Source organism: Azonexus sp. IMCC34839, assembly GCF_047047955.1.
Taxonomy (GTDB): domain Bacteria; phylum Pseudomonadota; class Gammaproteobacteria; order Burkholderiales; family Rhodocyclaceae; genus Azonexus.
Genome location: NZ_CP150631.1, coordinates 82,600 through 108,504, shown reverse-complemented (window position 1 = coordinate 108,504; position 25,905 = coordinate 82,600). Strand labels below are relative to the sequence as shown.

18 protein-coding genes are annotated in these 25,905 nt (G+C 58.5%); 10 read left to right on the top strand and 8 right to left on the bottom strand.

Annotated elements, in window-relative coordinates:
• The first annotated feature begins 202 nt into the window (after positions 1 to 202).
• Entirely contained in the window at positions 203 to 1,465 is a 1,263-nt protein-coding gene (locus tag WIF35_RS00600; protein ID WP_412479625.1) for a class I adenylate-forming enzyme family protein, read from the top strand.
• Entirely contained in the window at positions 1,462 to 2,799 is a 1,338-nt protein-coding gene (locus WIF35_RS00595) for an isochorismate synthase MenF (protein ID WP_412479624.1), read from the top strand. Before WIF35_RS00600 ends, WIF35_RS00595 begins: the two co-directional genes overlap by 4 nt.
• 164 nt (positions 2,800 to 2,963) lie before the next feature.
• Here the strand turns inward: WIF35_RS00595 and WIF35_RS00590 are convergent, their stop codons facing one another.
• Positions 2,964 to 3,455, bottom strand: coding sequence for an N-acetyltransferase family protein (locus WIF35_RS00590; protein WP_412479623.1), 492 nt, complete (start codon positions 3,453 to 3,455; stop codon positions 2,964 to 2,966).
• A gap of 250 nt (positions 3,456 to 3,705) precedes the next feature.
• Between WIF35_RS00590 and ppk1 the strand changes: the two genes are divergently transcribed.
• Positions 3,706 to 5,787: a polyphosphate kinase 1 gene (ppk1, locus tag WIF35_RS00585; RefSeq protein WP_412479622.1), complete on the top strand. Its 2,082-nt coding sequence runs from the start codon at positions 3,706 to 3,708 to the stop codon at positions 5,785 to 5,787.
• A 136-nt stretch (positions 5,788 to 5,923) separates the two neighbouring features.
• Positions 5,924 to 6,436: a DUF2242 domain-containing protein gene (locus WIF35_RS00580; RefSeq protein ID WP_412479621.1), complete on the top strand. Its 513-nt coding sequence runs from the start codon at positions 5,924 to 5,926 to the stop codon at positions 6,434 to 6,436.
• Between the two features lie 3 nt (positions 6,437 to 6,439).
• Here WIF35_RS00580 and WIF35_RS00575 read toward each other — a convergent pair whose 3' ends face one another.
• Positions 6,440 to 6,616, bottom strand: coding sequence for a LiaI-LiaF-like domain-containing protein (locus WIF35_RS00575; RefSeq protein WP_412479620.1), 177 nt, complete (start codon positions 6,614 to 6,616; stop codon positions 6,440 to 6,442).
• A 9-nt stretch (positions 6,617 to 6,625) separates the two neighbouring features.
• Positions 6,626 to 8,851 (bottom strand): RelA/SpoT family protein, encoded by a 2,226-nt coding sequence (locus WIF35_RS00570; RefSeq protein WP_412479619.1) that lies wholly within the window; start codon positions 8,849 to 8,851, stop codon positions 6,626 to 6,628.
• A gap of 182 nt (positions 8,852 to 9,033) precedes the next feature.
• On the opposite strand from WIF35_RS00570, the gene WIF35_RS00565 reads away from it, so the two are divergent.
• Genes WIF35_RS00565 through WIF35_RS00555 form a run of 3 tightly spaced genes read left to right on the top strand, consistent with a single transcriptional unit; the run spans position 9,034 to position 13,894 of the window.
• Complete coding sequence (locus tag WIF35_RS00565) at positions 9,034 to 12,180, top strand: EAL domain-containing protein (RefSeq protein ID WP_412479618.1); 3,147 nt, start codon at positions 9,034 to 9,036, stop codon at positions 12,178 to 12,180.
• A 44-nt stretch (positions 12,181 to 12,224) separates the two neighbouring features.
• Complete coding sequence (locus tag WIF35_RS00560; RefSeq protein ID WP_412479617.1) at positions 12,225 to 13,112, top strand: DMT family transporter; 888 nt, start codon at positions 12,225 to 12,227, stop codon at positions 13,110 to 13,112.
• A complete protein-coding gene (locus WIF35_RS00555) occupies positions 13,112 to 13,894 on the top strand; it encodes a zinc-dependent peptidase (RefSeq protein ID WP_412479616.1) in 783 nt (260 codons plus the stop codon). The genes WIF35_RS00560 and WIF35_RS00555 overlap by 1 nt, the downstream gene beginning before the upstream one ends.
• Here WIF35_RS00555 and WIF35_RS00550 read toward each other — a convergent pair.
• The 3 genes from WIF35_RS00550 to WIF35_RS00540 are packed head-to-tail and all read right to left on the bottom strand — an operon-like array spanning position 13,834 to position 17,085.
• Entirely contained in the window at positions 13,834 to 14,601 is a 768-nt protein-coding gene (locus tag WIF35_RS00550) for an alpha/beta fold hydrolase (protein WP_412479615.1), read from the bottom strand. The two genes, WIF35_RS00555 and WIF35_RS00550, sit on opposite strands and share 61 nt — an antisense overlap.
• Entirely contained in the window at positions 14,598 to 15,452 is an 855-nt protein-coding gene (locus WIF35_RS00545; RefSeq protein WP_412479614.1) for an alpha/beta fold hydrolase, read from the bottom strand. The genes WIF35_RS00550 and WIF35_RS00545 overlap by 4 nt, the downstream gene beginning before the upstream one ends.
• 25 nt (positions 15,453 to 15,477) lie before the next feature.
• On the bottom strand, positions 15,478 to 17,085 hold the full coding sequence (locus WIF35_RS00540) for a DNA internalization-related competence protein ComEC/Rec2 (protein WP_412479613.1): 1,608 nt from the start codon (positions 17,083 to 17,085) through the stop codon (positions 15,478 to 15,480).
• A gap of 988 nt (positions 17,086 to 18,073) precedes the next feature.
• On the opposite strand from WIF35_RS00540, the gene WIF35_RS00535 reads away from it, so the two are divergent.
• Positions 18,074 to 18,610: a DUF2442 domain-containing protein gene (locus WIF35_RS00535; RefSeq protein ID WP_412479612.1), complete on the top strand. Its 537-nt coding sequence runs from the start codon at positions 18,074 to 18,076 to the stop codon at positions 18,608 to 18,610.
• 244 nt (positions 18,611 to 18,854) lie between these two features.
• Here WIF35_RS00535 and WIF35_RS00530 read toward each other — a convergent pair whose 3' ends face one another.
• Positions 18,855 to 19,136, bottom strand: coding sequence for a hypothetical protein (locus WIF35_RS00530; RefSeq protein ID WP_412479611.1), 282 nt, complete (start codon positions 19,134 to 19,136; stop codon positions 18,855 to 18,857).
• 10 nt (positions 19,137 to 19,146) lie between these two features.
• Positions 19,147 to 21,348, bottom strand: a complete 2,202-nt coding sequence (locus tag WIF35_RS00525) for a hypothetical protein (RefSeq protein WP_412479610.1) — start codon at positions 21,346 to 21,348, stop codon at positions 19,147 to 19,149.
• A gap of 234 nt (positions 21,349 to 21,582) precedes the next feature.
• On the opposite strand from WIF35_RS00525, the gene WIF35_RS00520 reads away from it, so the two are divergent.
• Together WIF35_RS00520 and cas9 are read left to right on the top strand one after the other, a co-directional pair.
• Complete coding sequence (locus WIF35_RS00520) at positions 21,583 to 22,251, top strand: helix-turn-helix transcriptional regulator (protein ID WP_412479609.1); 669 nt, start codon at positions 21,583 to 21,585, stop codon at positions 22,249 to 22,251.
• 474 nt (positions 22,252 to 22,725) lie between these two features.
• On the top strand, positions 22,726 to 25,905 hold the full coding sequence (gene cas9, locus WIF35_RS00515; protein ID WP_412479608.1) for a type II CRISPR RNA-guided endonuclease Cas9: 3,180 nt from the start codon (positions 22,726 to 22,728) through the stop codon (positions 25,903 to 25,905).

The following is a 25,905-nucleotide window of genomic DNA, read 5'->3' as shown; positions in this document are numbered from 1 at the left end:
TTATTATTTATGCGAAAAATATCCAGCAAACGACGATTTTTCGCGGCTGTTAACGTTAACGTAAAGTTGAACAATTGTTTATTATCAATTTGCGAAATTAGCAAAAACGACAAGTGCATTGTCTCGATGGCACCACAACCCTGAGATTTCTTGATTTCCGTCACCGGAACGCTCGGGCTCTTCTTCGTATAATCGACCGCTGATGAAGCCCGAACCCACCTCGCTTGCCGACCTCCTCCGCCATGCCGTCGAACGATTTCCGGCGGCACCCGCATTGCTGTCGGATGAGCGCAATTTTTCCTATCGGGATTTGTGCGCGGCGGCACAGCGGGTAGCCGCTGCCTCCGGGCAGAATCAGGCGGCACAGCACTCGGGCAGCGCCCTCGACCTTGCGCTGGGCGCCTATGCCCACAGCTTCGAAAATCGCTCTTTTTGGCCAGTGCACCGCAGCACTGAGCAAAACACACCTCTCTTGCATCCCGAAGTGGCGCTGATCATCTCGACCAGTGGCAGCGAGGGCCAGCCGCGCGCCGCGCAACTCTCCAATGCACAACTGAGCAGCGCTGCCAAGGCGGCCAACCTGCACCTCGACCTGAAGTCCGGCGACGTGTGGCTGAACTGTCTGCCGCTCTACCATATCGGCGGCCAAAGCATTCTCTGGCGCTGCGCGCTGGCCGGCGCCACCGTCGTGCTGCACGAGGGCTTCGAGCCGGATGCCATTGCCCGCGATTTCGCCCGCCACGCCATCACTCACATCTCGCTGGTGCCCGCCATGCTGGCCCGCCTGCTCGATGCCGGCATTGCTCCGCCGCCTTCACTGCGCTGCGCCATGATTGGCGGCGCCGCTCTCAGCCTGCCGCTGTACCAACGTGGCGTGGCTGCCGGCTGGCCGCTGCGGCCGAGCTACGGCATGAGCGAGACCGGCGCCCAAATCGCCACCTGGCAACCGGACGACGGTCCGTGGCACGAAGGTCTGGTCGGCCGCGTCATGCCCGGCCATGAAATCGCCATCGCTGCCGACGGCCGCATCCGCCTGCGCGGCCCGCAATTGATGCTGGGCTATGTCGACGGCAGCGGACTCGATGCCGACGGCTGGTTCACCACCGGCGATCTCGGCCGACTCGATGCCGAAGGCCGCCTGACCGTGCTCGGCCGGGCCGATGACATGCTGATCAGCGGCGGCAAGAACGTACATCCGCTCGAAGTGGAATCCTGCCTGGCCGCCTGCCCCGGCGTCATCGACGTCGCCGTCACCGGTCGGCCCGACCCGGTGTGGGGCGATCTCGTCGTCGCGCTGGTCGTCGGTCACGTCGATATTGAGGAATTGCTGGCGCACGCCCGCGAACATCTGCACAGTGCCGCCCTACCGCGCCGCGTGCTGCGCCTCGACCGCCTGCCGCGCAACGCCACCGGCAAGCTGGAACGCACCACCCTGCGCCAACTCGCCCGTGAGGCCGAAGCATGAGAACGCGCCTGCGTCAATGGCTGGCTTCCGGCAAAGCGGCGAGCGCCCTGCGCGACAAGGCGGCCGGGGCCCCGGCGGCGCCGATCAGCGTCGATTTTGCTCTCCCGGCTTCACCGGCCACCAACGAAGACTGGCTCTCGCTCCTGCCACCCGACCAGCCCTTCTGGTATCGCGCCCGGCCGACCAAGGGCGAATTCCTGCTCGGCATCGGCCACGCCCTGCATGTCGCCAGTGCCGGCCCCAACCGCTTCGCCGCGCTCGACCACGCCTGGCGCGGCATGGTCGAACACTGGCATACATCGGCCAACGCCGCCGCCTTCGCCGGCTTCGCCTTCGCCGACGACAACGACGCGCCCCTGCCCAACGCCCTACTCGCCCTGCCCGCTCTGCTGCTGCGGCGTACCCATGAAGGCGCAACGCTGACACTAACCGCCCCGGCCGGTCGCATCGACGAAAGCGCCGCCCTCTGGCCGGCTTGGCTAGAAGGCACAGCTTCCGCGCCCACTCCGAAAATCACATGGCCGCAAGAACATCCTCTGGCCGAACAAGCCTGGCAAACGCGCGTCGACGCTGCCATGCGCGACATCGCCGCAGGGCGCCTGGCCAAAGTGGTCCTTACCCGCCAGCGCAAACTGCTGGCCGACCAGCCCGTTTCGCCCGCCTGGCTGCTCGCCCGCCTGAACGAGCAACAACCGGACAGCGTCGTCTTCGCCCACGGCAACGGCCATCAGGTCTTTCTCGGTGCCACGCCGGAACGGCTGGTGCGACTGCGCGGACGCCAGGTGGAAGTCGACGCCCTCGCTGGCACCGCCTGGCCCGGCTCGCCAACGCTCGACATCGAAAAAAACCGCCAGGAACAAGCCTACGTCGTCGACGCCGTCCGCCAGGCTTTGAGCCATTTGTGCCTGACACCGCCGAGCATCTCCGCCACGGAAGAACACGCCGCCGGTCAGTTACTGCATTTGCGCAATCGCATCGCAGGCCAACTCCGCCCCGATGCCAGCCTCTTCGACCTGCTGCGCTGCCTGCACCCGACCCCCGCCGTCGGCGGCTACCCGAGTAGTGCGGCGCAGACCTGGCTGAATGCCCATGGCGAACGCCGCAGCGCCTGGTACAGCGGCGGCTTCGGCATCCTGCAGCCCAATGGCGACAGCGAATTCTCCGTCGCCCTCCGCTCCGCCCTGCTCGACGGCAACGCCGTCGAACTGCAAGCGGGCGCCGGCATCGTCGCCGGCTCGGATGCCCAACTCGAATGGGCCGAAACCGAAGCCAAGTTCGGCACCTTGCTGGCGGCACTCCAGCCCGCCGCCAACGACATCAACCGGGCGGCCTGAAGTTTCTGAAAATTGGCTGTTTTGGGCGGTGCACCGCAGATAGGGCGAACATTTCCGCTATCGACCCAAAATTGAAATTGCTTGCCTGAAGAAGTGGACTTCAGGAACGTAGAGCTAACCTGCGTTGGGCCCAGCGACTGAATTGAGCGGAGGTGAGCAGCATGTTAAGCCGCGTTGGTGGGTGGCGACGAGACTAAGTCCAGACCCAAGAATTTTGTGCCAGGCACGGGATTGAACGTTATAGGTGGTGCAGGTCGAAAACCCAGCGATTCATAGATGCTTTGCGCGACGACAAATTCGGGCAATACGTCAAGGCAAATGCGCGTGTAGCCCGCTTCTCGTGCCTCCGCGAGGAGGCTTTCGATTAGCTTTCGGCCAAGGCCTTCGCCTCGCGCTGTTGATCGGATGTAGACGCGCTTCATTTCACACACGCTTCCATCAACTTTGCGAAGCGCGGCACATCCAACGACGGCCCCATCTTTCCATGCGAGAAGCAAGCGACCTTCAGGGGTAGCATACTTGCCCGGTAAAGCAGCGAACTCTGCCTCGTAGTCCTGAAAATCGAGGCTTACGCTTGGGCTGGCGACGTACTCCCGAAAAATGGCTACGACGCGTTCTAAGTCATCCGGGAAGTCTGCGGGTTTGATCTGAATCATCGGGTAAGCGTACCTTATGAATAAGGCTTGCGGTAGCAAGTGGTGCGTGCGTTACAAGGATTCATCTTTGCGCGGCCTATGGGACAAAAGCATGAGCATGACCGCTTACGGGACTAATACCTGACCGGCCGCTCATGGCCGATACTCGCCCCAGCAAACCTAGACTCACTCGAAGTCACACCCGTGTAACACAAGTGCAACAAAATTAGGCCCTTGAGGCCTATACTTGAGAAGTTACCTGGAGTGCGCGATGAATCATCCCTACCTGAAGCCCCGTTTTCCGACCGAAAACTATCTGAACCGCGAGTTGGGCCTGCTCGCCTTCAATCGCCGGGTGCTGGCGCAGGCGCAGGATGAGCGGGTGCCGCTACTCGAACGGCTGCGCTTCCTGTGCATCGTTTCGAGCAATCTGGACGAGTTTTTCGAAATTCGCGTCTCCGGCTTGAAGGAACAGGTCCGTGCACACGCCTCGGTGGTCACTACTGACGGCAAGACCGCACAGGAGGCTTTCCGCCTGGTTTCGGCCGAGGCTCATGCCATGGTGGCCGAGCAGTATCAGCATTTGAACGACGTGATCCTGCCGGCCCTGGCCGAGCAAGGCATCCGTTTCCTGCGCCGCTCGAGCTGGAACGAGGCGCAGCGCGAATGGATTCGCGATTACTTCATTCGCGAGATGGTGCCGGTGTTGACGCCGATCGGCCTGGACCCGTCGCACCCCTTCCCCCGCGTGCTCAACAAGAGCCTCAATTTCGCCGTCGAACTGGAAGGCAAGGATGCCTTCGGTCGCAGCTCCAACGCCGCCATCGTCCAGGCGCCGCGCGTCTTGCCACGTGTCATCCGCCTGCCGGAAGAGCTGGCCGGCTGTGAATACGGCTTCGTTTTCCTGTCGTCCATCCTGCATGAGTTCGTCGGCGAACTGTTCACCGGCATGACGGTGCTTGGCTGCTATCAATTCCGCGCCACGCGTAATTCCGACCTCTTCGTCGATGAGGAAGAAGTCACCAACCTGCGCACCAAGCTGCAGGGTGAACTGCCGCAGCGCCATTTCGGCAATGCCGTGCGCCTTGAGGTGGCCGACAATTGTTCGGAAGCGATGACCGAGTACCTGCTCGAACAGTTCGGCTTGAGCCAGGCCGACCTCTACCGCGTGCATGGCCCGGTCAATCTGGTGCGCCTGATGCAGGTGCCGGACTGGGTCGACCGTCCGGAAATGAAATTCCGCCCCTTCGTGCCGGGCACCGCCAAGGGCCTGGGCAAAGGCGCCAACATTTTCGACAGCATCCGCAAGAACGACATCCTGCTGCACCACCCCTATCAGTCCTTCGCGCCGGTGATCGAGCTGCTCAACCAGGCGGCGACCGACCCGCAGGTGGTGGCGATCAAGATGACCGTGTACCGCACCGGTACCGACTCGGTGCTGATGCAGTCGCTGATCCGCGCCGCGCAGAACGGCAAGGAAGTGACCGTGGTCGTCGAACTGATGGCGCGTTTCGACGAGGAAGCCAACATCGGCTGGGCAACCAAGCTGGAAGAAGTCGGCGCCCACGTGGTTTATGGCGTGGTCGGTTACAAGACCCACGCCAAGGCGCTGCTCATCGTCCGCCGCGAGGAAGGCGGCCTGAAGCGCTACGCCCACCTCGGCACCGGCAACTACCACCCGCGTACCGCTCGCTTGTATACCGACTTCGGCCTGATGACGGCCAACGAGGAAGTCACCCGCGACGTCAGCGAAGTGTTCAAGCAGCTGACTGGCCTGGGGCAAGCGCGCACCTTGAAACACCTGTGGCAGGCGCCGTTCACGCTGCAACCGAATGTCGTCGCCGCCATCCGTGCTGAGGCCGAAATCGCTCGCACCGGCGGCAAGGCGCGTATCGTCGCCAAGATGAATTCGCTGCTCGAACCGGAAGTGATCAACGCGCTCTATGAAGCCTCGCAGGCCGGCGTCGATATCGACCTGATCGTGCGCGGCGTCTGCGCCCTACGCCCCGGCGTAGCGGGCCTGTCGGACAAGATTCGCGTGCGCTCGATCATCGGCCGCTTTCTTGAGCACCACCGCATCTTCTACTTCCACGCCGGCGGCAAAGAAACGGTTTATCTGTCGTCCGCCGACTGGATGGAGCGCAACTTCTTCAAGCGCATCGAACTGGCCTTCCCCATCCTCGATCCCAAGCTGAAGAAGCGCGTGATTACCGAAGGCCTGAAGTTCTACCTGGCCGACAACCAGCAAGGCTGGGAAATGAACAGCCAGGGCGCCTACCAGCGCCGCCGCTCGGCCCGCGCCAAGCCACACAATGCCCAAGGCGAGTTGATGCTGACGCTTGGTGGCGGCTGATATCTGACTGCTGCGGTGCACTACGCAAAATGGCAAGAAACCGGGGCAACCCGGTTTTGAACATTTCGCAACAATTCGGCCAAGGGCAATGCGGTAAGATACGCCGCCTTCAAGATCGAAAGCACGTTTTACCTCCATGCAGTTCCCCACCCCGAAGCTCCTCCTGACCCTGGCACTCGCAACGGCGCTGACCGCCTGTTCGAGCTCGCCCAAGAAGGCCTATCAGTCGGAAACCTTCGATGCCGAAACCCCTTTCCAGTTCCACAGCACCCTGCCGCCGCTGGTGCTGTGCGACTACGGCAAGCGCGCCCTGCTCAGTCAGGGCTACGACGTCGATGCGTCGGCGCCACAGAGCATCCGCGGCCAGAAATTCTTCCAGCCGCAGAGCGATTTGCAGGTTCAACTGAAGCTGACTCTGGTCTGCCTGGCCACCGGCGAGGAATCGACCATGTACGCCAGCGCCTTGCAGACGCGCCACGAATTGAAATCCGGCGGTAGCTCGACCGGCCTGTCAGTCGCCGGCCTCGGCTCGATCTCGGTGCCGTGGCCGACCGACAAGAATTCGCTGGTCAAGGTCGGCGAGGAAACCATCTCCGACCCGGAGTTCTACCGCCGGCTGTTCGTCCTGATCGATACGCTGAAGGAGTAGCCCTCAGCCCTTCTTCGCGTCGTCCGGCGTGAAGAACAGCGCCGCACCGACGGCGATCAGCGCCAGCGGCCACCATTTGCGCAGTATCGCGACGATGTCGAGTTCGAACAATTCGAGATTGACGCCAAGTGCGATGGCGCCGATGACGATCAGTGCGATGGCCGCGAAATTACCTTTCATGGGTTCTCCTTAGGCACGCCGCACGCCGACCACACCTTCGACTTCGTGGATCAGCGCCAGCGTGCGTTGCAACTGCTGCAAGTTGGTGATCTCGACGGTAAAGCTCATGTGGGCCTTGCCCTGCTTGGACTGGGTATTGACCCCGACCACGTTGAGCTTCTCGCGCGTGAAGATTTCGGAAATGTCGCGCAGCAGGCCCTGGCGGTCATGCGCATCGACCACGATGTCGCAGGCGAAGACGCCAGTCGTCTGCACGCCCCAATCGGTCTCGATGACGCGCTCGGGGTGCAGTGCCGCCAGGTTGGCGAAGTTCGGGCAATCGGCACGGTGGATGGAAATCCCCTTGCCGCGCGTGATGAAGCCGTGGATTTCATCCGGTGGCGCCGGCTTGCAGCAGCGTGCCAATTGCGTCAGAAGCTTGTCGACACCGACGATCAGGATGCCCTGGTTACCTTCGACCGGCTTGGCCGGCTTGGCGACGACCTCATCCGGCGCCTGCGTTTCGGCCAGCAGGTCGCCACCGCGGGCCACCGCCTGGAACTGACGCTGGTTCAACTCACCGCGTGCTGCCGCGATATAGAGGTCATCCGCCCGCGAGAAACCGAGCTTGTGGGCCAATTCCTCGATATTCGCCCCGGTCTGCCCGGCACGCTGCAATTCCTTGCCGATCAGGCCGCGCCCTTCGGCCAAAGTTTCTTCCAGCGCCAGATTGGAGAACCAGGTGCGCACCTTGGTCCGCGCGCTCTTGGTGTGGATGTAGCCGAGGGTCGGATTGAGCCAGTCGCGCGACGGCCCACCGACCTTGGCGGTGACGATCTCGACCTCCTGCCCGGTGTGCAGCGGCGTATTGAGCGGCACCAGCTGACCGTTGACCTTGGCGCCGCGGCAGCGGTGGCCGAGTTCGGTGTGGACGCGGTAAGCGAAGTCGATCGGCGTCGAATCGGCCGGCAGGTCGACCACCTTGCCCTGCGGCGTGATGACGTAGATGGTCTCGTCCAGCGCCGCCTGCTTGTAGTGTTTGACCCAGTCCGAGCTGTCGGAGACTTCGTCCTTCCAGGTCAGCAGCTGACGCAACCAGGCGATCTTCTCGTCGTAACTGTCCTCACCGGCCCGCTTGGCACCTTCCTTGTAGCGCCAGTGCGCGGCCACGCCCAGCTCGGCATGCTTGTGCATTTCCCAGGTGCGAATCTGGATTTCCAGGCTGCGCCCGTCCGGACAACGTACTGCGGTGTGCAGCGAACGGTAGTAATTGCCCTTGGGATTCGAGATGTAATCGTCGAATTCCTTGGGAATCGGCGTCCACAGGTTGTGCACGATGCCAAGCGCGGTGTAGCAATCCTTCAGGTCATCGACAATGATGCGCAGGGCGCGCACGTCATAGACCTCGGAAAACTCGACGCCCTTCTTCCGCATCTTGTTCCAGATGCTGTAGATGTGCTTCGGACGGCCATAAATCTCGGCCCCGTGTACGCCAGCTTCCTCCAGCTCCTGGCGCACCTTCGCCACTGCATCGATGATGAACTGCTCGCGCTCGCTGCGCTTCTCGTCCAGCATCTTGGCGATTTTCTTGTAGGTATCCGGGTGGATGAAGCGGAAGGACAGATCCTCCAGCTCCCACTTCAGTTCCCAGACGCCCAGGCGATTGGCCAGCGGCGAATAGAGTTCGAGCGTCTCGCGCGCCACCTGCACGCGCAGGTCGTCCGGGTTGGCCGCGTAGTAGCGCAGGGTCTGCGTCCGGCTGGCCAGGCGCAGCAGCACGACACGGATATCCTCGACCATGGCCAGCAGCATCTTGCGCAGCACTTCCACCTGCGCCTTCATCTCGGCCGGATTGACCTCCTCGGCCTCGATGTTGGCCGCGACGAAGCCCTTGGTGATCGGGCGCAGCTTGTTCAGTCGCGAGATGCCGGAAACCAGATGCGCCGCCGGCTTGCCGAAACGCTCCTCGATGCGGGCGATGCCGTGCTGCTCGTCCTGCGCCGGAATGGCGAAGAGTACCGCGGCGATGCGCGACTCGGCATCGAGCTTGAGGCCGGCGATGATGACGGACATACCCAGGGCATGCGACCAGATGCGCTCGCCGCTCCCCAAGGTGCGGTCGCCGTAGGCCTCCCATGCATACTCGACGGCCTTGCGCAGCAACTCGGTCTCATCCGGACTGAGGCCATCGGAAAGGCGGGCAAAAAACTGATCGAAGTCGCTCTGGGCGGCGACGGAATGGACGACGGAAACCATGCCGTAATTATAAATGAGGCCCTCGTCGAATGCGTTTGCCCACACGATTAAAAATAGTAAAAACCACAGCTTCAAGACAAACGCGACGCGGGCGCCACAAAACACCAAAAACCCATTTATTGCTAGGCAATCAGCATATGCTGATATACACTGGCCCAGTTAAATACTTTTCAGCCCCTGCCATGCGCTGGCGCATTTTTTTTACCCTGGTCGTTTTTCTCTGGCTAACGTTGGCCGGACAGGGAAATGCTTCCGGCGAAACGTATCCCACGATACGCATCGGCGTCCTGGCCTATCGCGGTCCGGAGCAAGCGCTTAAAACCTGGCAAGGCCATGCCGACTATCTGGAAAAGCGCATCCCGGGGCGCCGTTTCGTCATCGTTCCGCTCAATTACGGCGAGTTGAACGAAGCCGTCAAACGGCACGAAATCGAATTGCTGGTCACCAATACCGGGCACTACACCGAACTGGAAGCCACCGGCGAGACCTCGCGCATCGCCACGCGCCTGATCGCTGGACCGAACGGGCCATTGAATCAGTTTGGAGGTCTAGCGATCACCCGAGCCGACCGCTCCGATATCTCCCACTATGCCGATCTCAAGGGCAAGCATCTGCTGATACCGGACAAATCGAGCCTGGGCGGCTGGCAGGTGCATGTACGTGAGGCGCGCGCAGCCGGCATTGATTTGCAGAAGGATGCTGCCTCAATCGTCGAAACGGAAAATCATGAAAAGGTCGTGCAGGGCGTTCTGGCCGGCAATGCAGATGCAGGACTGGTCCGTTCCGACCTGGTCGAGGCCATGGTCGCTACCGGCAAGATCAAACTCGATCAACTGAAAATCATCGATAGCCGTCAGACGCCGGGATACCCTTACCTGCACAGCACCCGCCTCTACCCGGAATGGCCGCTTGCCCGCGTCGCAAATTTTTCGGAAGACCTCAGCAAGCACATTCTGGTCGCTCTATTGGCCATGCAAGCTGACGATCCGGCAGCACAGAGCGCACATCTTTATGGCTGGACCCTGCCGCAAAACTATCAGCCAGTACTCGATCTTTTCCGCGAGACCCGCCTCGGCCCTTATGCCAACCAGCAGATCACCTGGGACGACATCATGTCCGAACACGGACGTGAAATTCTGTGGGCTGCCGGCAGCATGATCGTTGTTCTGGCAGGCGCAGTCCTGCTCCTCTTCCTCAGTCGTCATCGCCTGCACCAGCAGCAAGGCAGCTTGCGCCTCGCTGCCGGCGTCTTCGAACATGCCAGGGAAGGCATCCTGATTACGGATGCGAAGGGAACGATCATCGAAGCCAATAACAGTTGCAGCGCCCTCACCGGCTATGCGCACGATGAATTGATCGGACAGACACCACGCCTGTTGCGATCAGGCAAGCACGATATCTCGTTCTACAAGGAACTATGGGAAGAGTTGCGTGAAAAAGGCCTGTGGCAGGGTGAAATCTGGAATTGTCGCAAGGATGGCGAGCTGTATGCCCAACTGACCAGCATTTCCTCGATCCGCAACGAACGCGGCGAGTTGAGCAACTATATCGGCCTGCTGACCGACATCACCAACCAGAAACTCAACCAGGACAGCCTGGAGCGGATGGCCTATTACGATGCCTTGACCGGCCTGCCTAACCGCCTGCTGTTGGCCGACCGCATGCATCAGGCAATCGCCCGCTGCAGCCGCCACAACTCACTGCTCGCCGTTTGCTACATCGACCTCGACAATTTCAAGCCCATCAACGACCGCTGGGGGCACAGCGCCGGCGACAGCTTATTGATCGAAGTGGCACGGCGCCTGACGCATTGTCTGCGCCAGGATGATACGGTCAGTCGATTGGGGGGCGACGAATTCGTCATCCTGATCGGCGATCTGCCGGATATCGGCGAATGCAACCAGACGCTGCAACGCATAACCGATGCACTGACCACCCCCTTCCAGATCGAAAACGAAGCGGCCTCGGTCAGCGCCAGCATTGGCGTCACGATCTACCCGAACGATAGTCACGATCCGGATACCTTGCTCCGTCATGCCGACCAGGCGATGTACAGCGCCAAGCAGGCCGGCCGGCAGCGTGTCCAGTATTTCAGGATGCACGATAGCAGCGCGACGACTCGTCAGGACAATGTGCAGGAAGAACTGGAGCGCGCGTTCCAGCAAAATGAATTCGTCCTCTACTACCAGCCCAAGGTCGATATGCGGGCCGGACGCATTCTCGGTGCCGAAGCGCTGATCCGCTGGCGCCATCCCGAGCGCGGGCTGCTCGTCCCGGACGATTTCCTTTTCCAGATCGAACGCTGCGGCATGCACGCCGAACTCGGCCGCTACGTGCTGGATCAGGCCTTGCGCCAGATGGAAGCCTGGTCGGCCATCGATCTGCATCTGACCGTCAGCGTCAACATCGACGCCCACCATCTGCAGCAGACCGACTTCGCCCAGCAGTTGCAACAAGCATTGCAACGCTACCCCGGTGCCTCGCCAGGCCACCTCGAACTGGAAATCGTTGAAACCGCCGCCTTGCAGGATCTCACTCAAGTCAGCGAACGCATCAGCGAATGTCGCCGCCTGGGCGTACAGTTCGCCATCGACGATTTCGGCACCGGCTATTCCTCGCTGTCCTACCTGAAGCAGTTGCCGATGCAGACCCTGAAGATCGACCGCTCCTTCGTCCGCGACATGCTGGACGATCCGGACGACCTGGCCATTGTCGACGGCGTGGTCGGGCTGGCTTCTGCCTTCCGCCGACGCGTCATCGCCGAAGGCGTGGAAAGCGTGGCGCACGGCACACTGCTGCTGCATCTGGGCTGCGACCATGGCCAGGGCTTCGGCATCGGCCGGCCGATGCCGGCCGCAGACATCCCCGGCTGGATCGCCCGCTGGGAATTCCCCAAGGCCTGGCAGGAAGCCATTCGCTGGCCGCCGGAAGACCTGCCGTTGCTCACCGTCGAGGTCGATCACATTCGCTGGGTCAAGGAATTCACTGCGCTGATCCAGGCCGAGCCGGGCAGCAATCTGCCCGTCCCGCCGCTCGATGCCCACCTTTGCCGCTTCGGCCAGTGGCTCGATAGCGACGACTTCATACGCTACGCCCATCTGCAAGCCTTCCCGGAAATCATCCCGATCCACGATCAGGTCCATCGCCTGGGCGCCGAACTGCTGAATCTGCATGCTCGCGACCCGCAGGCAGCTCGCGCCCGCTTGCCGGAACTCGAACAACTGCGCGATACCCTGCTCGCCCGCCTGCGCTCGCTGCGCCGCGCGGTCGTTCAGTCGGACTTATCGCCACTGACTGCCAAACGCGCCCGACAGGAGTTGTCCGGGTAAACCGCAAGAGCCGGCACGGGGAGTTCAGGCATAATCCGCCGACCATGCTCAAACGTTTCGCTAATCCTTACCTGCTGCTGACCCTGACCGCGCTGTTCTGGTCCGGCAACATGGTCCTCGGCCGCGGCATCCGCGGCGACGTGCCGCCCATGGCGCTGGCTTTCTGGCGCTGGGCCATCGCCTTCATGCTCGTCCTGCCGCTCGCCCTGCCGCACATCAAGGCGCAATGGCCGCACCTCAAGAAAGGCTGGCTGCCTTTGCTGGCCCTCGGCCTGCTCGGCGTCGGCGGCTACAACACCTTCGCCTACCTGGCCCTGCAGCACACCACGGCGACCAATGCAACCTTGCTCAATTCGTTCATCCCGATCGCCACCATGGCCATCGCTTGGGCTTTCCTCGGCAAGAGACTGCGTCGTATCGAAGGTATCGGTGTCTTTGTGTCGCTAGCTGGCGCCCTCACCATCGTCTCCCACGGCGACTTGAACATCCTGTTGCACCTGAACCTCAATGTCGGCGACCTGTGGATGCTGCTCGCCGTGCTCGACTGGGCCATCTATACCGTGCTGCTCGCCTGGCGCCCGGCCGGGGTAAATCCCATGCTGATGCTCGGTACGACGATCTTCATCGGCCTGCTCGCGCTGATCCCGGCCTATGCTTGGGAATTGCTGGTGCAGGATCGGCACATGAACGTTCATCTCGGCTCGCTGGCCGTGCTGGCCTATGTCGGTGTGCTGCCCAGCTTCGTCGGCTACATCTTCTACAACCGGGGCGTCGCCGAGGTCGGGCCGGCCAAGGGCAGCCTGTTCATCCACCTGATGCCGGTGTTCGGTACCCTGCTTTCGGCGGTTTTCCTCAACGAAGTGCCGTTCTGGTACCACTATCTCGGCATCGGCCTGATCTTCACCGGCATCTGGCTGACCATGAAGAAGTGATGGGCCTGTTCGACTGGCTGCGCCGCCCGCAGCGGCAGGCGATCCCCGAAACCCAGTGGGCCGCCACGCTGGCCCGCTACCCATTTCTGGCGACGCTTGCGGTGCACGAGCAAAATCGGCTGAAAACGTTGGCCGAGGAATTCCTGGCCGAGAAGGAATTCAGCACCGCCGGCGGCCTCGAACTCACCGACGAAATCTGCGTCGCCATCGCCGCCCAGGGCTGCCTGCCCATCCTCAACCTCGGCCTCAAGGCCTATCGCGACTGGGTCGGCATCGTCGTCTATCCCGACGAATTCGTCGTGCCGCGCAGTTTCCAGGACGAAGACGGCATCGTGCACGAGTTCGACGACGTGCTCTCCGGCGAAGCCTGGGAAGGCGGCCCGCTACTCGTTTCGTGGCACGACGTGCAACTGGCCGGCGATGGCTACAACGTGGTGATCCACGAATTCGCCCACAAGCTGGACATGCTGAACGGCGAGGCCGACGGTATGCCCGCGCTGCATTCCGGTATCGGCGAAGATGAATGGGACGACGTTTTCGCTGCGGCCTACGACGATTTCTGTCGGCGCGTCGATGGCGGCGAGGAAACGATCATCGATCCCTACGCTGCCGAAGCGCCCGAAGAATGCTTCGCCGTTTTCAGCGAAAGCTTCTTCGAGTTACCCGACGTCCTGTCCGCCGAATACCCGGCGGTTTATGAACTCCTGAAACGCTACTACCGTCAGGACCCGCTCAGCCGGCTGACGAACCCGGCCAGCGCCGCCAACACCGCCGCTTCCTGATCGCGCTGCGGCGTATGGCCGCATTGGGCCAGCTTGAGCTGTTGCGTACCCGGCACCTTCTCGGCAATCACGTCGATCTGGCGCATGGTGGCGTATTCGTCGTCCTCGCCTTGAATGGCCAGCACCGGACAAGCGATTTTCGGCAGGTAGTCTTCGATATTCCAGTCACGGAAAGCCGGCGAAAGCCAGCAGTCGTTCCAGTCCGAGAAAACGCGCGGCGCATCGTGGTGGTAGCGCGCCAGCTTCTTCGGCCAGTCGGTGCTCGCCCAGGCTTCGCGCGCCACACGGATGCCGGCCAGGGTTTCTTCCTCGACGAATTCATGCGGCGCCATCACGGCAATGCCAAGCGGCCGTTCCGGGTGGGCGCCGGCGAAGATCAGCGAAATGCTGCCGCCGTCGCTGTGGCCGACCAGGATGGGACGCTCGATATGCAGCGCATCGAGCAGCGCTGGCAGCATTTCCTCGCCTTCGCGGTGCATGTAACGCGGCGTGCGCGGCTCGGGGTAAGGCTCGGAATGTCCGTAGCCGGCGCGCGAATAGACGATGACCCGGCAGGCCGTTTCGGCTGCCAGCTTCTGCGGGAAATCCCGCCACATGGTGACGCAGCCCAGCCCTTCGTGCAGTAGCACCAGCGTCGGTTTGCCGTCGGCCGTGGCCGGATAGTCGCGATATTCGAGCTTGAGTCCTTGAACGACGATATGTTTCATGGTTTCAGCAAAAAGTCGCGGACGACCGCGATCTGGTCTTCGGACAGGAACATCGGCGCGTGGCCGACACCGGGAATTTCGGCCAATTCGGCCCGTGCACCGCGGCTGGCCATCTGTTGCCAGACCTCGCGCGCCAGCAAGTCGGATTCGGCGCCGCGCACGACCAGCGTTGGTACGGCGATGCGCTCGTAGATCGGCCACAGGTCGATATCCTGGCCGACAAAAGCGGCGCGGAAGGGTTCGGCGATGCGCGGGTCGTAGCGAAAGCCCCAGCGCCCCTCCGGACGTTGCATCACGCTGGTTTCGGTCAGATGTCGCCATTGCTCGTCGCTCAGGGCGCCGAACGGGGCGCTGATCAGGCGCACGTAGGCCAGCGCCTCCTCGAAGCTGGCGAAGGTCGGATCGATACCGACGTACTCAGCAATGCGCTGTAGTGATTCGACGCTGATCAACGGCCCGACATCGTTCAGCACCAGGCGGCGGATCGGGCTGCCCTCCTGCGCCGCCAGCGCCATGCCGATCAGGCCGCCCATCGAGGTGCCGACCCATTCGACAGTTTCCACGCCGAGGCGGGCGATCAGTGTCACCATGTCGGCGACGTACTGCGGAATGGTGTAATGCGTCGGGTCGCGCAGACGGCCGCTGACACCGCGCCCGACGACATCGGGGCAAATCACGCGGTAGTGCGCCGAAAGCGCTTCCGCCAGATTATCGAAATCACGCCCGTTGCGCGTCAGACCGTGCACGCAGACGAGCACGCGCGGATTGTCGCGCGCCCCCCACTCCGTGTAGGCCATGCGGTGCAGGCCTGACGGGCTCAGGCATTGCACCGATCCGGTGGTGTATTTCATTTTCGTCTCCTCCGGGCGAAATGTATCACCGGCCATGCCAGTAGCGTGCATGCTCGCTGCGCCAGCCGCGCAAGGCGGGCGTTGTATCCGCCGCCAGACGCACCTGGAGCGCCCCATCGCGATCCGTCCGCCAGACTCTGACGCCGCGCGCCGCGTAGCGTTCCATCACATCGGCCTTGGGGTGGCCGAAGCGGTTGCGATAGCCGACCGGCACGATGGCTTCATTGGCGCCCACGGCATCGAGGAAGATCTCGGTAGACGAGGTGCGCGAGCCATGGTGCGGCACAAGCAGGATATCCGAACGCAGCTTGACGCCTTCTCGCGCCAGCAGCGCGGCCTCGTCCGGTGCCTCGATGTCGGAGGTCAGCAGCATGCTGTGATCGCCCGCGCTTACCTTGAGCACGCACGACGCATGATTGGTTTTTGCCCTTTTTGCCTCGTGCACCGCAGCAGTCACCTCCAGCGGATGCAAAACGGCGAAATCGACGCCATCCCAACGCCAGTCTTGCCCAGCCTGGCAGAGTTGGCCGCCCAGTTCCGGCAAGGAGGAGAGAATTTCTCCAACCGGCAGCGCCGCCCGCACCGAAGCCGTGCCGCCCGAATGATCGGTATCGCGATGGGTGACCACCAGCGTATCGATCCGATTCACGCCCAGCCAGCGCAAATAAGGCACGACCACGCGTTGCCCGGCGTCCGACTCGGCGCTGTAAAGGGGCCCCGGATCGTAGATCAACGTGTGCTCACGCGTACGCACCACCGTCGCCAGGCCCTGTCCGACATCGAGCACGTCGATCCATGCTTCGCCTTCGCCGGGTTTTGCTACCGGCCAGAACAAGGCCGGCAACAACAAAAACACGCCCAGCAGACGCCCCGGCACGCCGCGCGGCAGCAGGCACACCGCCACGCCCAACCCGGCTGTCAGTGCGGCCCACAAGGGCGGCGCCGGCGCCTGCCAGACTGGCCAGACGGCGCACCATTCGAGAAAACGCAGCAGCCACACGAGTAGTTCATGCGCCAGCGCGAGAATCGGCCACCACGGAATCATGGCCCCGAGCAGCGCCAACGGCGTGACGACGAAGCTGACCACAGGAATCGCCAAGGCATTGGCCAGCGGCGACACCAGCGAGAACTGCTGGAAGACGAGCAGCAACACCGGCAGGGAAGCCAGCGTCGCCGCCCATTGCACCATGCCCCAGCCGCGCAGACGCTCACGCCAGCCGACCGGCCGGCCAAGCTGCGCCGAGCCGACATAAAGCAAGGCTGCCACCGCGCCGAACGACAGCCAGAAACCCGCCGCCAAAACGGCCCACGGATCGATCAGTAGAACCACCAGCAAGGCCAGCGCCAGCACCCGGCTCGGCGCCACGATGCGCCCAGACCACGAAGCCAAACCAGCCACCAGCAACATGTAAAGCGTGCGCTGCGCCGGTACGGCAAAACCCGCCAGCAAGGCATAGCCGAGCGCCGCCAGACCGGCCGCCGCGATGGCCGCCTGCTGCGCCGGCAGGCGAATGGCCAAGGCCGGCACGCGTCGCCACAGCGCCCCGATCAGACCGCCGAACAGCGCTGCCACCATGGTCACATGCAAACCGGAAATCGACATCAGATGCGTTGTGCCGGTGCGATTGAACACCGACCACAGTTCGCCGTTGGTAATTAGTAATTGAAATCTAATCTGTCACAAAAAGAATTAATCTCGTAAATAAACTTGAGCCAAGGCCATATTTCTTAGGATGACAAAAACAAGAAATCACCACAAATAATTTGCAACACCTTGAATTTGAATAAAAATCGCACATCAATTTTAATTACTAGCACAAAAATATAAACCAAAGCCGACACTACACACTACCCAAAGCAGCCACCATTCACGAAATAACATGAAAATCTCGCTTCAACCGAGCTAAAATCGCCTTGTTTTATAATTAAAATCTAGCTGGACTCACTTTTTAATAATAAGAATTTACCTTCAGCTCAATCATCTAAATCTGGAACTAGAAAAAGCTCTTGTAACCACCATTCAACAGCAGACCGATAGTTTCCTGATTGATAATACTGAGTAGTAGGCTCTGCTTGACGCCTTATCAAACCTATTCACCTGACACGCATTTTGCGAGGCGCTACAGGTTTTGCGTTATGGTTTAGGTACCTGAAAGTGTCATTCCGAATCGCTTATGCAAGCAACCTGGAAACACGATCAATGCTTGCCACCTTAGCCAATTTAACGGCTCTATCGACCTCTTCATATTTGGTTAGAAGTCTCTCTTTTTCTCACCCTACACAATAATTTTTGGTAGGTTCAGCACTAGCTCATATTTATTGGAATTAGAGAACATCAACTTCACGACTAAAATTTAAATTTCTGCACTAGAATGAAGCAGTTTATTTCAGTGACAACGCTAATGAAGAAAAGCAAAAAACTCAAAAACGAACCTGAGCAACATAGCCCTCGATCAGTTGAAGTTCCGATATTGTCCGGAGAAGCTGAAGCTGGACTTGAGCACATAAGATCGAGCGGCCTGTTTACACTTGAGTTGGCAAAAATGAGGCTTGGCAAAATAAAGCGCCTCAGGCCTGAAAAATGAATATTGGTAGCCTCACCACTCGCACGTAGGAACTCCATGCAAATTTTGACGCTAGTTCGTCTAAGACAAGATTTGCCAACAGGAACAGTCATCGAAGAACTCGATGACCAGACAGTGTTAGTTGAGTTCGTCGATGAGTTTGGAAAAACCGTCGTACTTGCACCTGTCCCAAAGGTGCTTCTTACCCATACAACATGTTCTTTTACTCGTCATCTGCTCGATGTCGTTGCAGTTGAGCCGCTACCAGGCTTTGTTCTCAGGCTTACTTTCGAAAACGGCGATATTCGGCGTTTTCCCATGTCAAAACTATTGGCTCGCGATGCGACTGTATTCGCTTCTCTTCGCAGAAAGAAGCTGTTTCGCCAAGTATTCATAGCCAACGGAAGCGTATGTTGGCCCGGAGGAGCAGATATCGACCCCGAGTTGCTATATGAGCAGTCTGTCCCAGAGGGGCAATTCGAATCCATTTACGAACAACCTGCGTCTTCTTACCCAGTGGATGCCGCTTGGGAAAACATGCCTGAAGTTGGACTTGAGAAATGGTCAGATGGAGGGTCTGAGAAAGACGGTTGATGAGCAACTGGTTTGCCCCTTGGCCGGTGCGACCTTTATAGTGCAGCCGTCCGTTGGCGTGTTCGAGTGAGTCCTAAACTCCAAGTTTCCGTAAGGCCCACTCTTTGCCAGTAGCGCTAAGCATGCGTTGCCAATCATCAAAACTTGAGACAGAGCGGATAAATGCATCCCACACATCATCTGGGATGGCTGCGAAGTCTTCTCATGAACAAATCAAAAATTCAGTATGTGCAGAAACAGGCTCTCAGAGTTGCAGCAGACGCTTTCTGTCTTTTTTGTAACACTTGAAGGCAAGTAGCCAAAAGCTGCCGAGCGCGAACCAGGCCACCTTGTCATAGCGGTGAATGATTTTTTCGCGGATAACATCTGTCATCGGGGCCAATAGGCCGTGTAACTCAAAATGACTCGCAAAGTAGTCACCTGCCATCAGAATGCTGATGAAGCACAAAGCCCCGAAAAATATGGCTAACTGGGTTCTCTGCGAATATGCAATAACAATAAACAACTCTTCAAGTGTATCTCTCACCTTCTTGCTCCTATTCACCAAACCACTTACGGGCAGCCTCCGGGTTTTGCATCTCCCAGGACGCAAGCTCGGCTCCATAAAGCATCTTGTTTTGCGTGATCAGATTGGCCTCGCTCCAAACAACCAGAATCATGTCAGGATGGAATGAAAAGTAACTGGAGCATTCCTCGACAGCATCAAGTGCTTCATATGGGCCTTTTCGTAATTCATTACCCATTTCAATGATCTTTCGCCAGCGGCCATCCTTACGACGAGTAACAAAGTCCGGATACCAGTTGGTTTTGCCGTTCTTCCACGCCACCTCTACCCAGTACGACTCTCTGTTCCTTCCGACAGAAGGAGTTTCAGTGAAGTCTTGCTGTCCTCTTCCTGGTAACGGGGTATTGATTCGTTCTGCCATCTCGGGGAAAAGCAGGCAAAGTAACCTGTCGTATCGCTCACTCCTCCGATACTCCAATTTTCCAGCTTTGAGACTAACAACAACCCTCTCCCACCACTCCTGATACTTGCCCACTTGCTCGTCGTTCAGTGTTGGGTTGTAGACCTTGATGGCAATCAGATATAGGGTATGCCACTGCCACTTAGCAAAACTTTGCTGTTCCTGAAGAATCGCATTGATTACCTGCCAGGCAGTATCCAATTTGTAGCCAACGCACTTATCCTGCTTGATTGAAATGATCCGATCCAGGATATTTCCTTGCTCGAAGAATAGAAATTTGTCTTGTGCCTCTGGATATCCTCGTTTGCCAAGTAGCCTGCCATACTCGACAACCTGATCGAGAGATGCAGCAAGTTCATACTTGTCACTCCCCGGCTCATAGGACCTTGCTCGCAAGTTTCCATAGGTCTCAACCGCATTTAAAAAGCATTCGGCAAGTTCGGACAGCGGTCGCTGTAGCAACTCTCTTTCTTTACGTTCCTTTTCCATCCGTTGCTCATGTTCAGCTATCGCCGTTGCCGCCTCCTGTTCCAAAATGCGATCAAGAGCAAGCGTTTCAGTCGTAATCCACGGGTGATAAAGCCAACGTTTCGCAGCAATTTCATGAACGACCAGGTTCTTGAACTCATCGAGAGTGACTTTTCCACCCATGCGCGACACATCGATCTCTAGCGTCGGAATGCCCTTTTGACGGATTCTCTCTAGGCGGTCTTCATCAATCCTATTCGTGACTGTGATTTCGATGGAGAGCGATTCGGCAGGCCAGTCACCCTGAGGAAGCACTGCTGCCAGAACATCAGGTTTGATTTCACCCAAATGCTGTTCAAGTCTCACATCGGTGAGTTGAATCAATTGCTCGGAGCGCCAGCGCCTCCTCTCAATTGCTTTTCCTTCTGGCAATTCGCGCCGCACATTGATTTCGAGGCGAGGGAGGAAAATCTGCTTTTCTTGCTCCAGAATTTCCTTCGCTTTGAGGTGAAGCAATGTCTCTCGCTTGAGTTCATTGCTGACACCTTCTGGTAGATTCAACCAATCCAAAGCATCTTCGGCTTTTCGTTCTGCCGCTGCCAAGGCCTCAGCGGCCAAAGCCTCATCTGCCCAATGCGAACACCATTGGCCGTCGTCGATAATCAAAACAATCCGCTTTCGAATCTCATCTGGTGACATGGATGCGACAGAAGGATCGTCAATAATTAACTTGATGGTCGGAGTGATTTCTACGTGCTCGCCATCATCGTTAGACGCCTCTATGCTGCCAACCAGACTAATTCTCAACAGACGGCCATCATCTAGGGTCAGAAGTGCCGTCACCTTGTCTTCGAGCTTGTAGTCGGCAATTCGAATAGTTTCCCTTGGGGACTCTACCCATGCCTCGTGATACTCCCCGCTCAGTCCTTCTACTTTTCCGGAATGGCGGCGGCGAGGAAGAAAAAGCTCGCCTTCGTCGAGCAACATTTGAAGTGCCGCGGCTCTCGCGGCCAAAACCATGCAATCTTGCTTGGGAGCGCCATCAGGGTGGCGGAAATGCGGCCTACGCTTAAATTCAGTTTTGCCTGCGTTTACCGCCTCCAAATCCAGGCCACAGCTGTAGCACTCACAAGCGCACCTCTTGCCTGTCTGCTCTTGTTTCAGCTCCCCGATGTAACGAGGCTCACCGCTTTCCCGATCACGCGCCCAAGCCATCACTAGTTCCTTAGTAATTACTGAGTGATGAACCGGCAGATCCGAAGACGAGGTGATATGGAGACTAGTAGGAAGATGAACGGCGCTCATGGTAATCTCGCCCAAGGACAGACTTATCATTAACGATAAGTTATCGTAATTGATAAATGACAAATACACAACAGGGTAAACATGGCTAATAGACCGGCATTGCGAGATCATCGCCTAAGGGTCATGGAAGGAGTGCTTGCCTGGGAGGGCGAGATTGGGAATGCTCGTGTGCGTAAACTCTTTGGCTTGCAGCCAGTTCAAGCAAGCCGGCTGTTAGGAGAGTTCAGGGCTCTGATGGGCGACAGTATCGTGGAGGATGGGCGTGCGAAGACTCTTAAACCTGCCACACCAGAAACCTTTGAAACTGATGTTTCCCTGGATGAATACGCCCGCCAAACGGTGGCTGGCGAAGACACAAATCCCAGTGTGATTGATGCTCGAGTTGATTTAACTGAGGTGAAACCTCACGTCTTCGCGTTGTTGCGTAAGGCTGCGCAGACCGAAACCGGCGTCGTAATCAGCTATGCCTCGATGAGCAATCCAGTGTTCGAGGAACGCTTAATCTTCCCTCATTCAATCATCCACATTGGTCGCCGATGGCATGTCCGTGCCTGGTGCAGAAAGCGTCAAGACTTCCGTGACTTTACTTTGGGGAGAATCCATTCTGCGTCGTCTGTGACTGAACATGCTCCACAAACAATTGATGACGATCTTGCTTGGCAGGAAGTGATAATCATCGAGTTAGCGGCTCACCGTAAACTTTCTGACCAACAGCAGGTAGTCGTTCGAAATGAAAATTTTGGTGGTCTCGAAACTCGTAGCTTGCCTATCCGTGCCTGCCTTGCGCAGTACGTAATTCAGGATGTGCGAGCAGCCGTTGATCCTGAAAAGGAAGTACCGCCAGAGTTTCAAATTGAGGTCATTAATGCTCGGCAGCTTGAAAACACTTTGTTTGGTCGCTAAAGAGGATTGAATCGCCTCGACTTTGGTTAGCACGTCCTAGGACTTCGGAACCACTCTAAACAGTCGGAATTTGCGAAGGTTTTGAGTGTCAGCAACGACTGCGGTACTGACTATTGTCGTAGGCACATGTCCGAAAATCGGCCAATGCAGCCGGTGGCATCAGCCTCATCGATCGTCCGAAGTACCCACGTATGCTGACATAGGGGTAGCACGCAGCAAGAAGGGCTTGCTTCCGGCAGCAAAGGGAATTTTTTCGATTGCAATGCAAAAGGGCCGGTTTTCACCGACCCTTCTCATTTGGTGCATTTACTCCTAACGGATTCAGCTTGTTAGTAGCAAAGCTCAATTCCCGATTTGCTGGAATCAATTTGCATGCTAATCCAAGGCAGAGACACTAGCAACCTGCAAACAATATATGAATGCAATTTTTCTATTCATGTAGCATTACTGGATTATTATCAATTCATTGTTGCCATGCGCTACCGTCTCGCTCTCGATCTTGGTACCAACTCCATCGGCTGGGCGCTTGTGGAACTCGACGCGCAAGAACCGCCGCAGCCTTTTCGTCTGATTCGCCTTGGCTCACGAATTTTTTCTGACGGCCGCAATCCCAAGGATGGCTCATCGCTCGCTGTCGAGCGTCGTGGCCCGCGCCAGATGCGCCGCCGCCGCGACCGTTACCTGAAACGGCGCGACCGCTTCATGCAGGCGCTGATCGATTGCGGCCTGATGCCGAAAGACGAAGCTGAACGCAAGGCGCTGGTCACCGAGAACCCTTATCTGCTCCGCCAACGCGGCCTGGATCATGCCTTGTCGTTAGCGGAGTTCGGGCGTGCGCTATTCCATCTCAACCAGCGGCGCGGTTTCAAAAGTAACCGCAAAACTGACCGCTCGGCGGGCAAGGAGTCCGGCAAGATCAAGGAAGCCATTGCCGCCTTCCGCGAAGCGATGGGCGACGCGCGTACCGTTGGCGAAGCGCTTGCCCGTCGCCATCTCGACGGCAAATCGGTACGCGCCCGCTTGGTCGGCAAAGGCAAGGAAGAACACTACGAGCTTTATATTGACCGCGACTGGATCGCCAAGGAATTCGATGCGCTTTGGGAAAGTCAGCGGCGTTTCCATTCATCGCAGCTCACCGAAACTGCCCAGGAACGGATCAAGGGCATCCTGCTCCATCAACGCCCGCTACGCCCGGTGCTGCCCGGCAAATGTTTCCTCGAACCCGACGAACGTCGGGCTCCGGCTGCCCTGCCTTCGGCGCAATTGTTCCGCCTCTACCAGGAGGTCAATCATTTACGGGTCGAAACGCTAGTCGACCGCAAGGAACGCCCCCTTAAGCGTAATGAGCGCAATGAATTGATCCGGGCGCTGGCGACCAAGGCAGAGGTCAAATTTGAAGGTCTACGTAAGCAACTTTTCGGGGCCAACCGCGACGCATTTCGCTTTACTCTCGAATCCGAGAATCGCAAAGCACTGAAAGGTTGTGACACCACCTACAAATTGGCTCACAAGCAGGCATTCGGCGCTCGCTGGCATGATTTTTCGCTGATGGAACAAAACGAAATTGTCAGCCTGCTGCTCAATTCTGAGAATGAAGCGCAGTTGCACCAAGCGCTCTGCCAAGGCTATCAACTTAGCGGTGAACAAGCCGATTACATCGCTAGCCGTTCACTGGAAGAGGGATTTTTCCGTTTCAGTCGCAAGGCTATCGACAAACTGCTGCCGCCGCTGCGCGATGCCTGGAATGTCGAAGACGATGCTCCTCTGACCTATGACAAGGCCGTATTGGCCGCTGGCTATGCTGCCCACACCGTCCAGGCTCCCGATGTTTTACGTCCAAAACTCCCGTATTACGGCGAAATTCTGTGGCGCTACACGCAAGATGCACCTACGGTAAAAAATCCCGAGGAAAGGCAGTGGGGCAAGATTGCCAACCCGACAGTGCATATCGGCTTGAACCAGGTGCGCAAGCTGATCAATGCCTTGATCGAGAAATATGGCCCGCCCACCCAGATTGCCGTCGAGCTGGCGCGCGAACTCAAGGCAGGGCTCGAAGAAAAACAGCGCATCAAGCAGAAACAACGGGAGAACAAGGAACGCAACGATCGTATCCGACTGCGTCTGGAAGAACTGGGTCAGCGTGACAACGCTGAAAACCGCTTGCGTCTCAAGCTCTTTGAAGAACTGGAAAAACCAGGTTCGCAATGTATCTACACGGGCCGCCTGATTTCACTCGCTAGTGTTTTCTCGAACGATTATCAGATCGACCATATCCTGCCCTTTTCGCGCACGCTCGATGACGGTTTTTCGAACAAACTACTGGCTCACCGCGATGCCAATAAATACAAGGGCGACCGGACGCCTTTCGAGGCCTTTGGCGGTGACCTCGACGGCTATCGCTGGGCCGACATCGAAGCCCGCGCCAATCGCCTGCCCAAAGAAAAGCGCCGGCGTTTCGAACCGGATGCGCTGGCGTACTGGTTGCGCAACGAAAAGGACTTTCTGGCCCGGCAACTTACCGACACTGCCTACCTCGCCCGTTGCGCCAAGCAATACTTGGCTGCCGTTTGTCCGAATCATCAGGTCTATGTTTCTCCCGGTCGCCTGACCGGCATGCTGCGCGGCAAATGGGGACTGGATCGCATTTTGGCGCCACACGATGACAACGGCGAACTGCGCAGCCTCAAGAACCGCAACGATCATCGCCACCATGCTGTCGACGCCGCCGTCATCGCCGTGACAGACCGTAGTTTGCTCCAGAGGGTCGCCACCCTGGCCGGTCGCTCCGAGGCCGAGGGACTGGATCGTTTGCTGGCCAATATGGAGTGGCCTTGGGCTGACTATCGCCACGAGATCGAACAAGCGATTCGCCGCTGCGTTGTCTCGCACAAACCCGATCACGGGCCGGAAGCAGCGCTGCACAACGATACGGCTTATGGCATCAGCGATGGGCCGCGTAGCGACGGTAAATACATCGTGCACCATCGTGTCGAATTCACCAGCCTGAAACCAGGTGACGAAAGCCGCATCGATTGTGAGGGTCCTCTTTATGTCGACCTCTGCGCTGCACTATCAGAAAGTGACGCCAAGATTCGCGAAAGCCGGTTGCAAGCTCTCGCTGAACGCTACAAACAGCGCAAGGTACGCTATTTGGAGCCCATGTCGGTTGTACCGATACGGCCACGCGACAAGTATGGCAAGACGATGGCCGATGCGCCACCGTACAAAGCCTATAAGGGGGATTCAAACTACTGCTACGAACTTTTCGTCAATGAGCGCGATCGCTGGGATGGTGAAGTCATCACCACCTTTCAGGCCAACCAGAAGGCGTTCCGAAAATTCATGGCCGATATCCGGCGTTATCGGACGCAGACCTTTGGTGGAAAGGCGTTGTTGATGCGTTTGTGTGTCAATGATGTCTTGGCTATCGAAGAAAACGAGGTCCGGAAGATCATGCGTGTCGCGCAACTTTCAGAAGGCAAGGTGGTGTTGGCCGAACATTTCGAAGGGGGGGCGCTGCGTGACCGCGATAGAGCTACAGCCGATAATTTCAAGTACATGACGAAATCGCCCGGCATGTTGCGTGAACTCAAGGCGCGCCGCGTCTTTGTGACGATTACCGGTGAAGTTCGCGACCCCGGCTTCAAGGCCTAA

Excerpts from the sequence above, each read along its gene's own strand:
- WIF35_RS00520 (WP_412479609.1), top strand. The coding sequence starts at position 21,583 with ATGGGCGACAGTATCGTGGAGGATGGGCGTGCGAAGACTCTTAAACCT.
- WIF35_RS00570 (WP_412479619.1), bottom strand. The coding sequence starts at position 8,851 with ATGGTTTCCGTCGTCCATTCCGTCGCCGCCCAGAGCGACTTCGATCAG.
- WIF35_RS00545 (WP_412479614.1), bottom strand. The coding sequence starts at position 15,452 with ATGAAATACACCACCGGATCGGTGCAATGCCTGAGCCCGTCAGGCCTG.
- ppk1 (WP_412479622.1), top strand. The coding sequence starts at position 3,706 with ATGAATCATCCCTACCTGAAGCCCCGTTTTCCGACCGAAAACTATCTG.
- WIF35_RS00535 (WP_412479612.1), top strand. The coding sequence starts at position 18,074 with ATGCAAATTTTGACGCTAGTTCGTCTAAGACAAGATTTGCCAACAGGA.
- WIF35_RS00555 (WP_412479616.1), top strand. The coding sequence starts at position 13,112 with ATGGGCCTGTTCGACTGGCTGCGCCGCCCGCAGCGGCAGGCGATCCCC.
- WIF35_RS00550 (WP_412479615.1), bottom strand. The coding sequence starts at position 14,601 with ATGAAACATATCGTCGTTCAAGGACTCAAGCTCGAATATCGCGACTAT.
- WIF35_RS00575 (WP_412479620.1), bottom strand. The coding sequence starts at position 6,616 with ATGAAAGGTAATTTCGCGGCCATCGCACTGATCGTCATCGGCGCCATC.
- WIF35_RS00560 (WP_412479617.1), top strand. The coding sequence starts at position 12,225 with ATGCTCAAACGTTTCGCTAATCCTTACCTGCTGCTGACCCTGACCGCG.
- WIF35_RS00580 (WP_412479621.1), top strand. The coding sequence starts at position 5,924 with ATGCAGTTCCCCACCCCGAAGCTCCTCCTGACCCTGGCACTCGCAACG.
- WIF35_RS00525 (WP_412479610.1), bottom strand. The coding sequence starts at position 21,348 with ATGAGCGCCGTTCATCTTCCTACTAGTCTCCATATCACCTCGTCTTCG.
- WIF35_RS00565 (WP_412479618.1), top strand. The coding sequence starts at position 9,034 with ATGCGCTGGCGCATTTTTTTTACCCTGGTCGTTTTTCTCTGGCTAACG.
- cas9 (WP_412479608.1), top strand. The coding sequence starts at position 22,726 with ATGCGCTACCGTCTCGCTCTCGATCTTGGTACCAACTCCATCGGCTGG.
- WIF35_RS00600 (WP_412479625.1), top strand. The coding sequence starts at position 203 with ATGAAGCCCGAACCCACCTCGCTTGCCGACCTCCTCCGCCATGCCGTC.
- WIF35_RS00590 (WP_412479623.1), bottom strand. The coding sequence starts at position 3,455 with ATGATTCAGATCAAACCCGCAGACTTCCCGGATGACTTAGAACGCGTC.
- WIF35_RS00595 (WP_412479624.1), top strand. The coding sequence starts at position 1,462 with ATGAGAACGCGCCTGCGTCAATGGCTGGCTTCCGGCAAAGCGGCGAGC.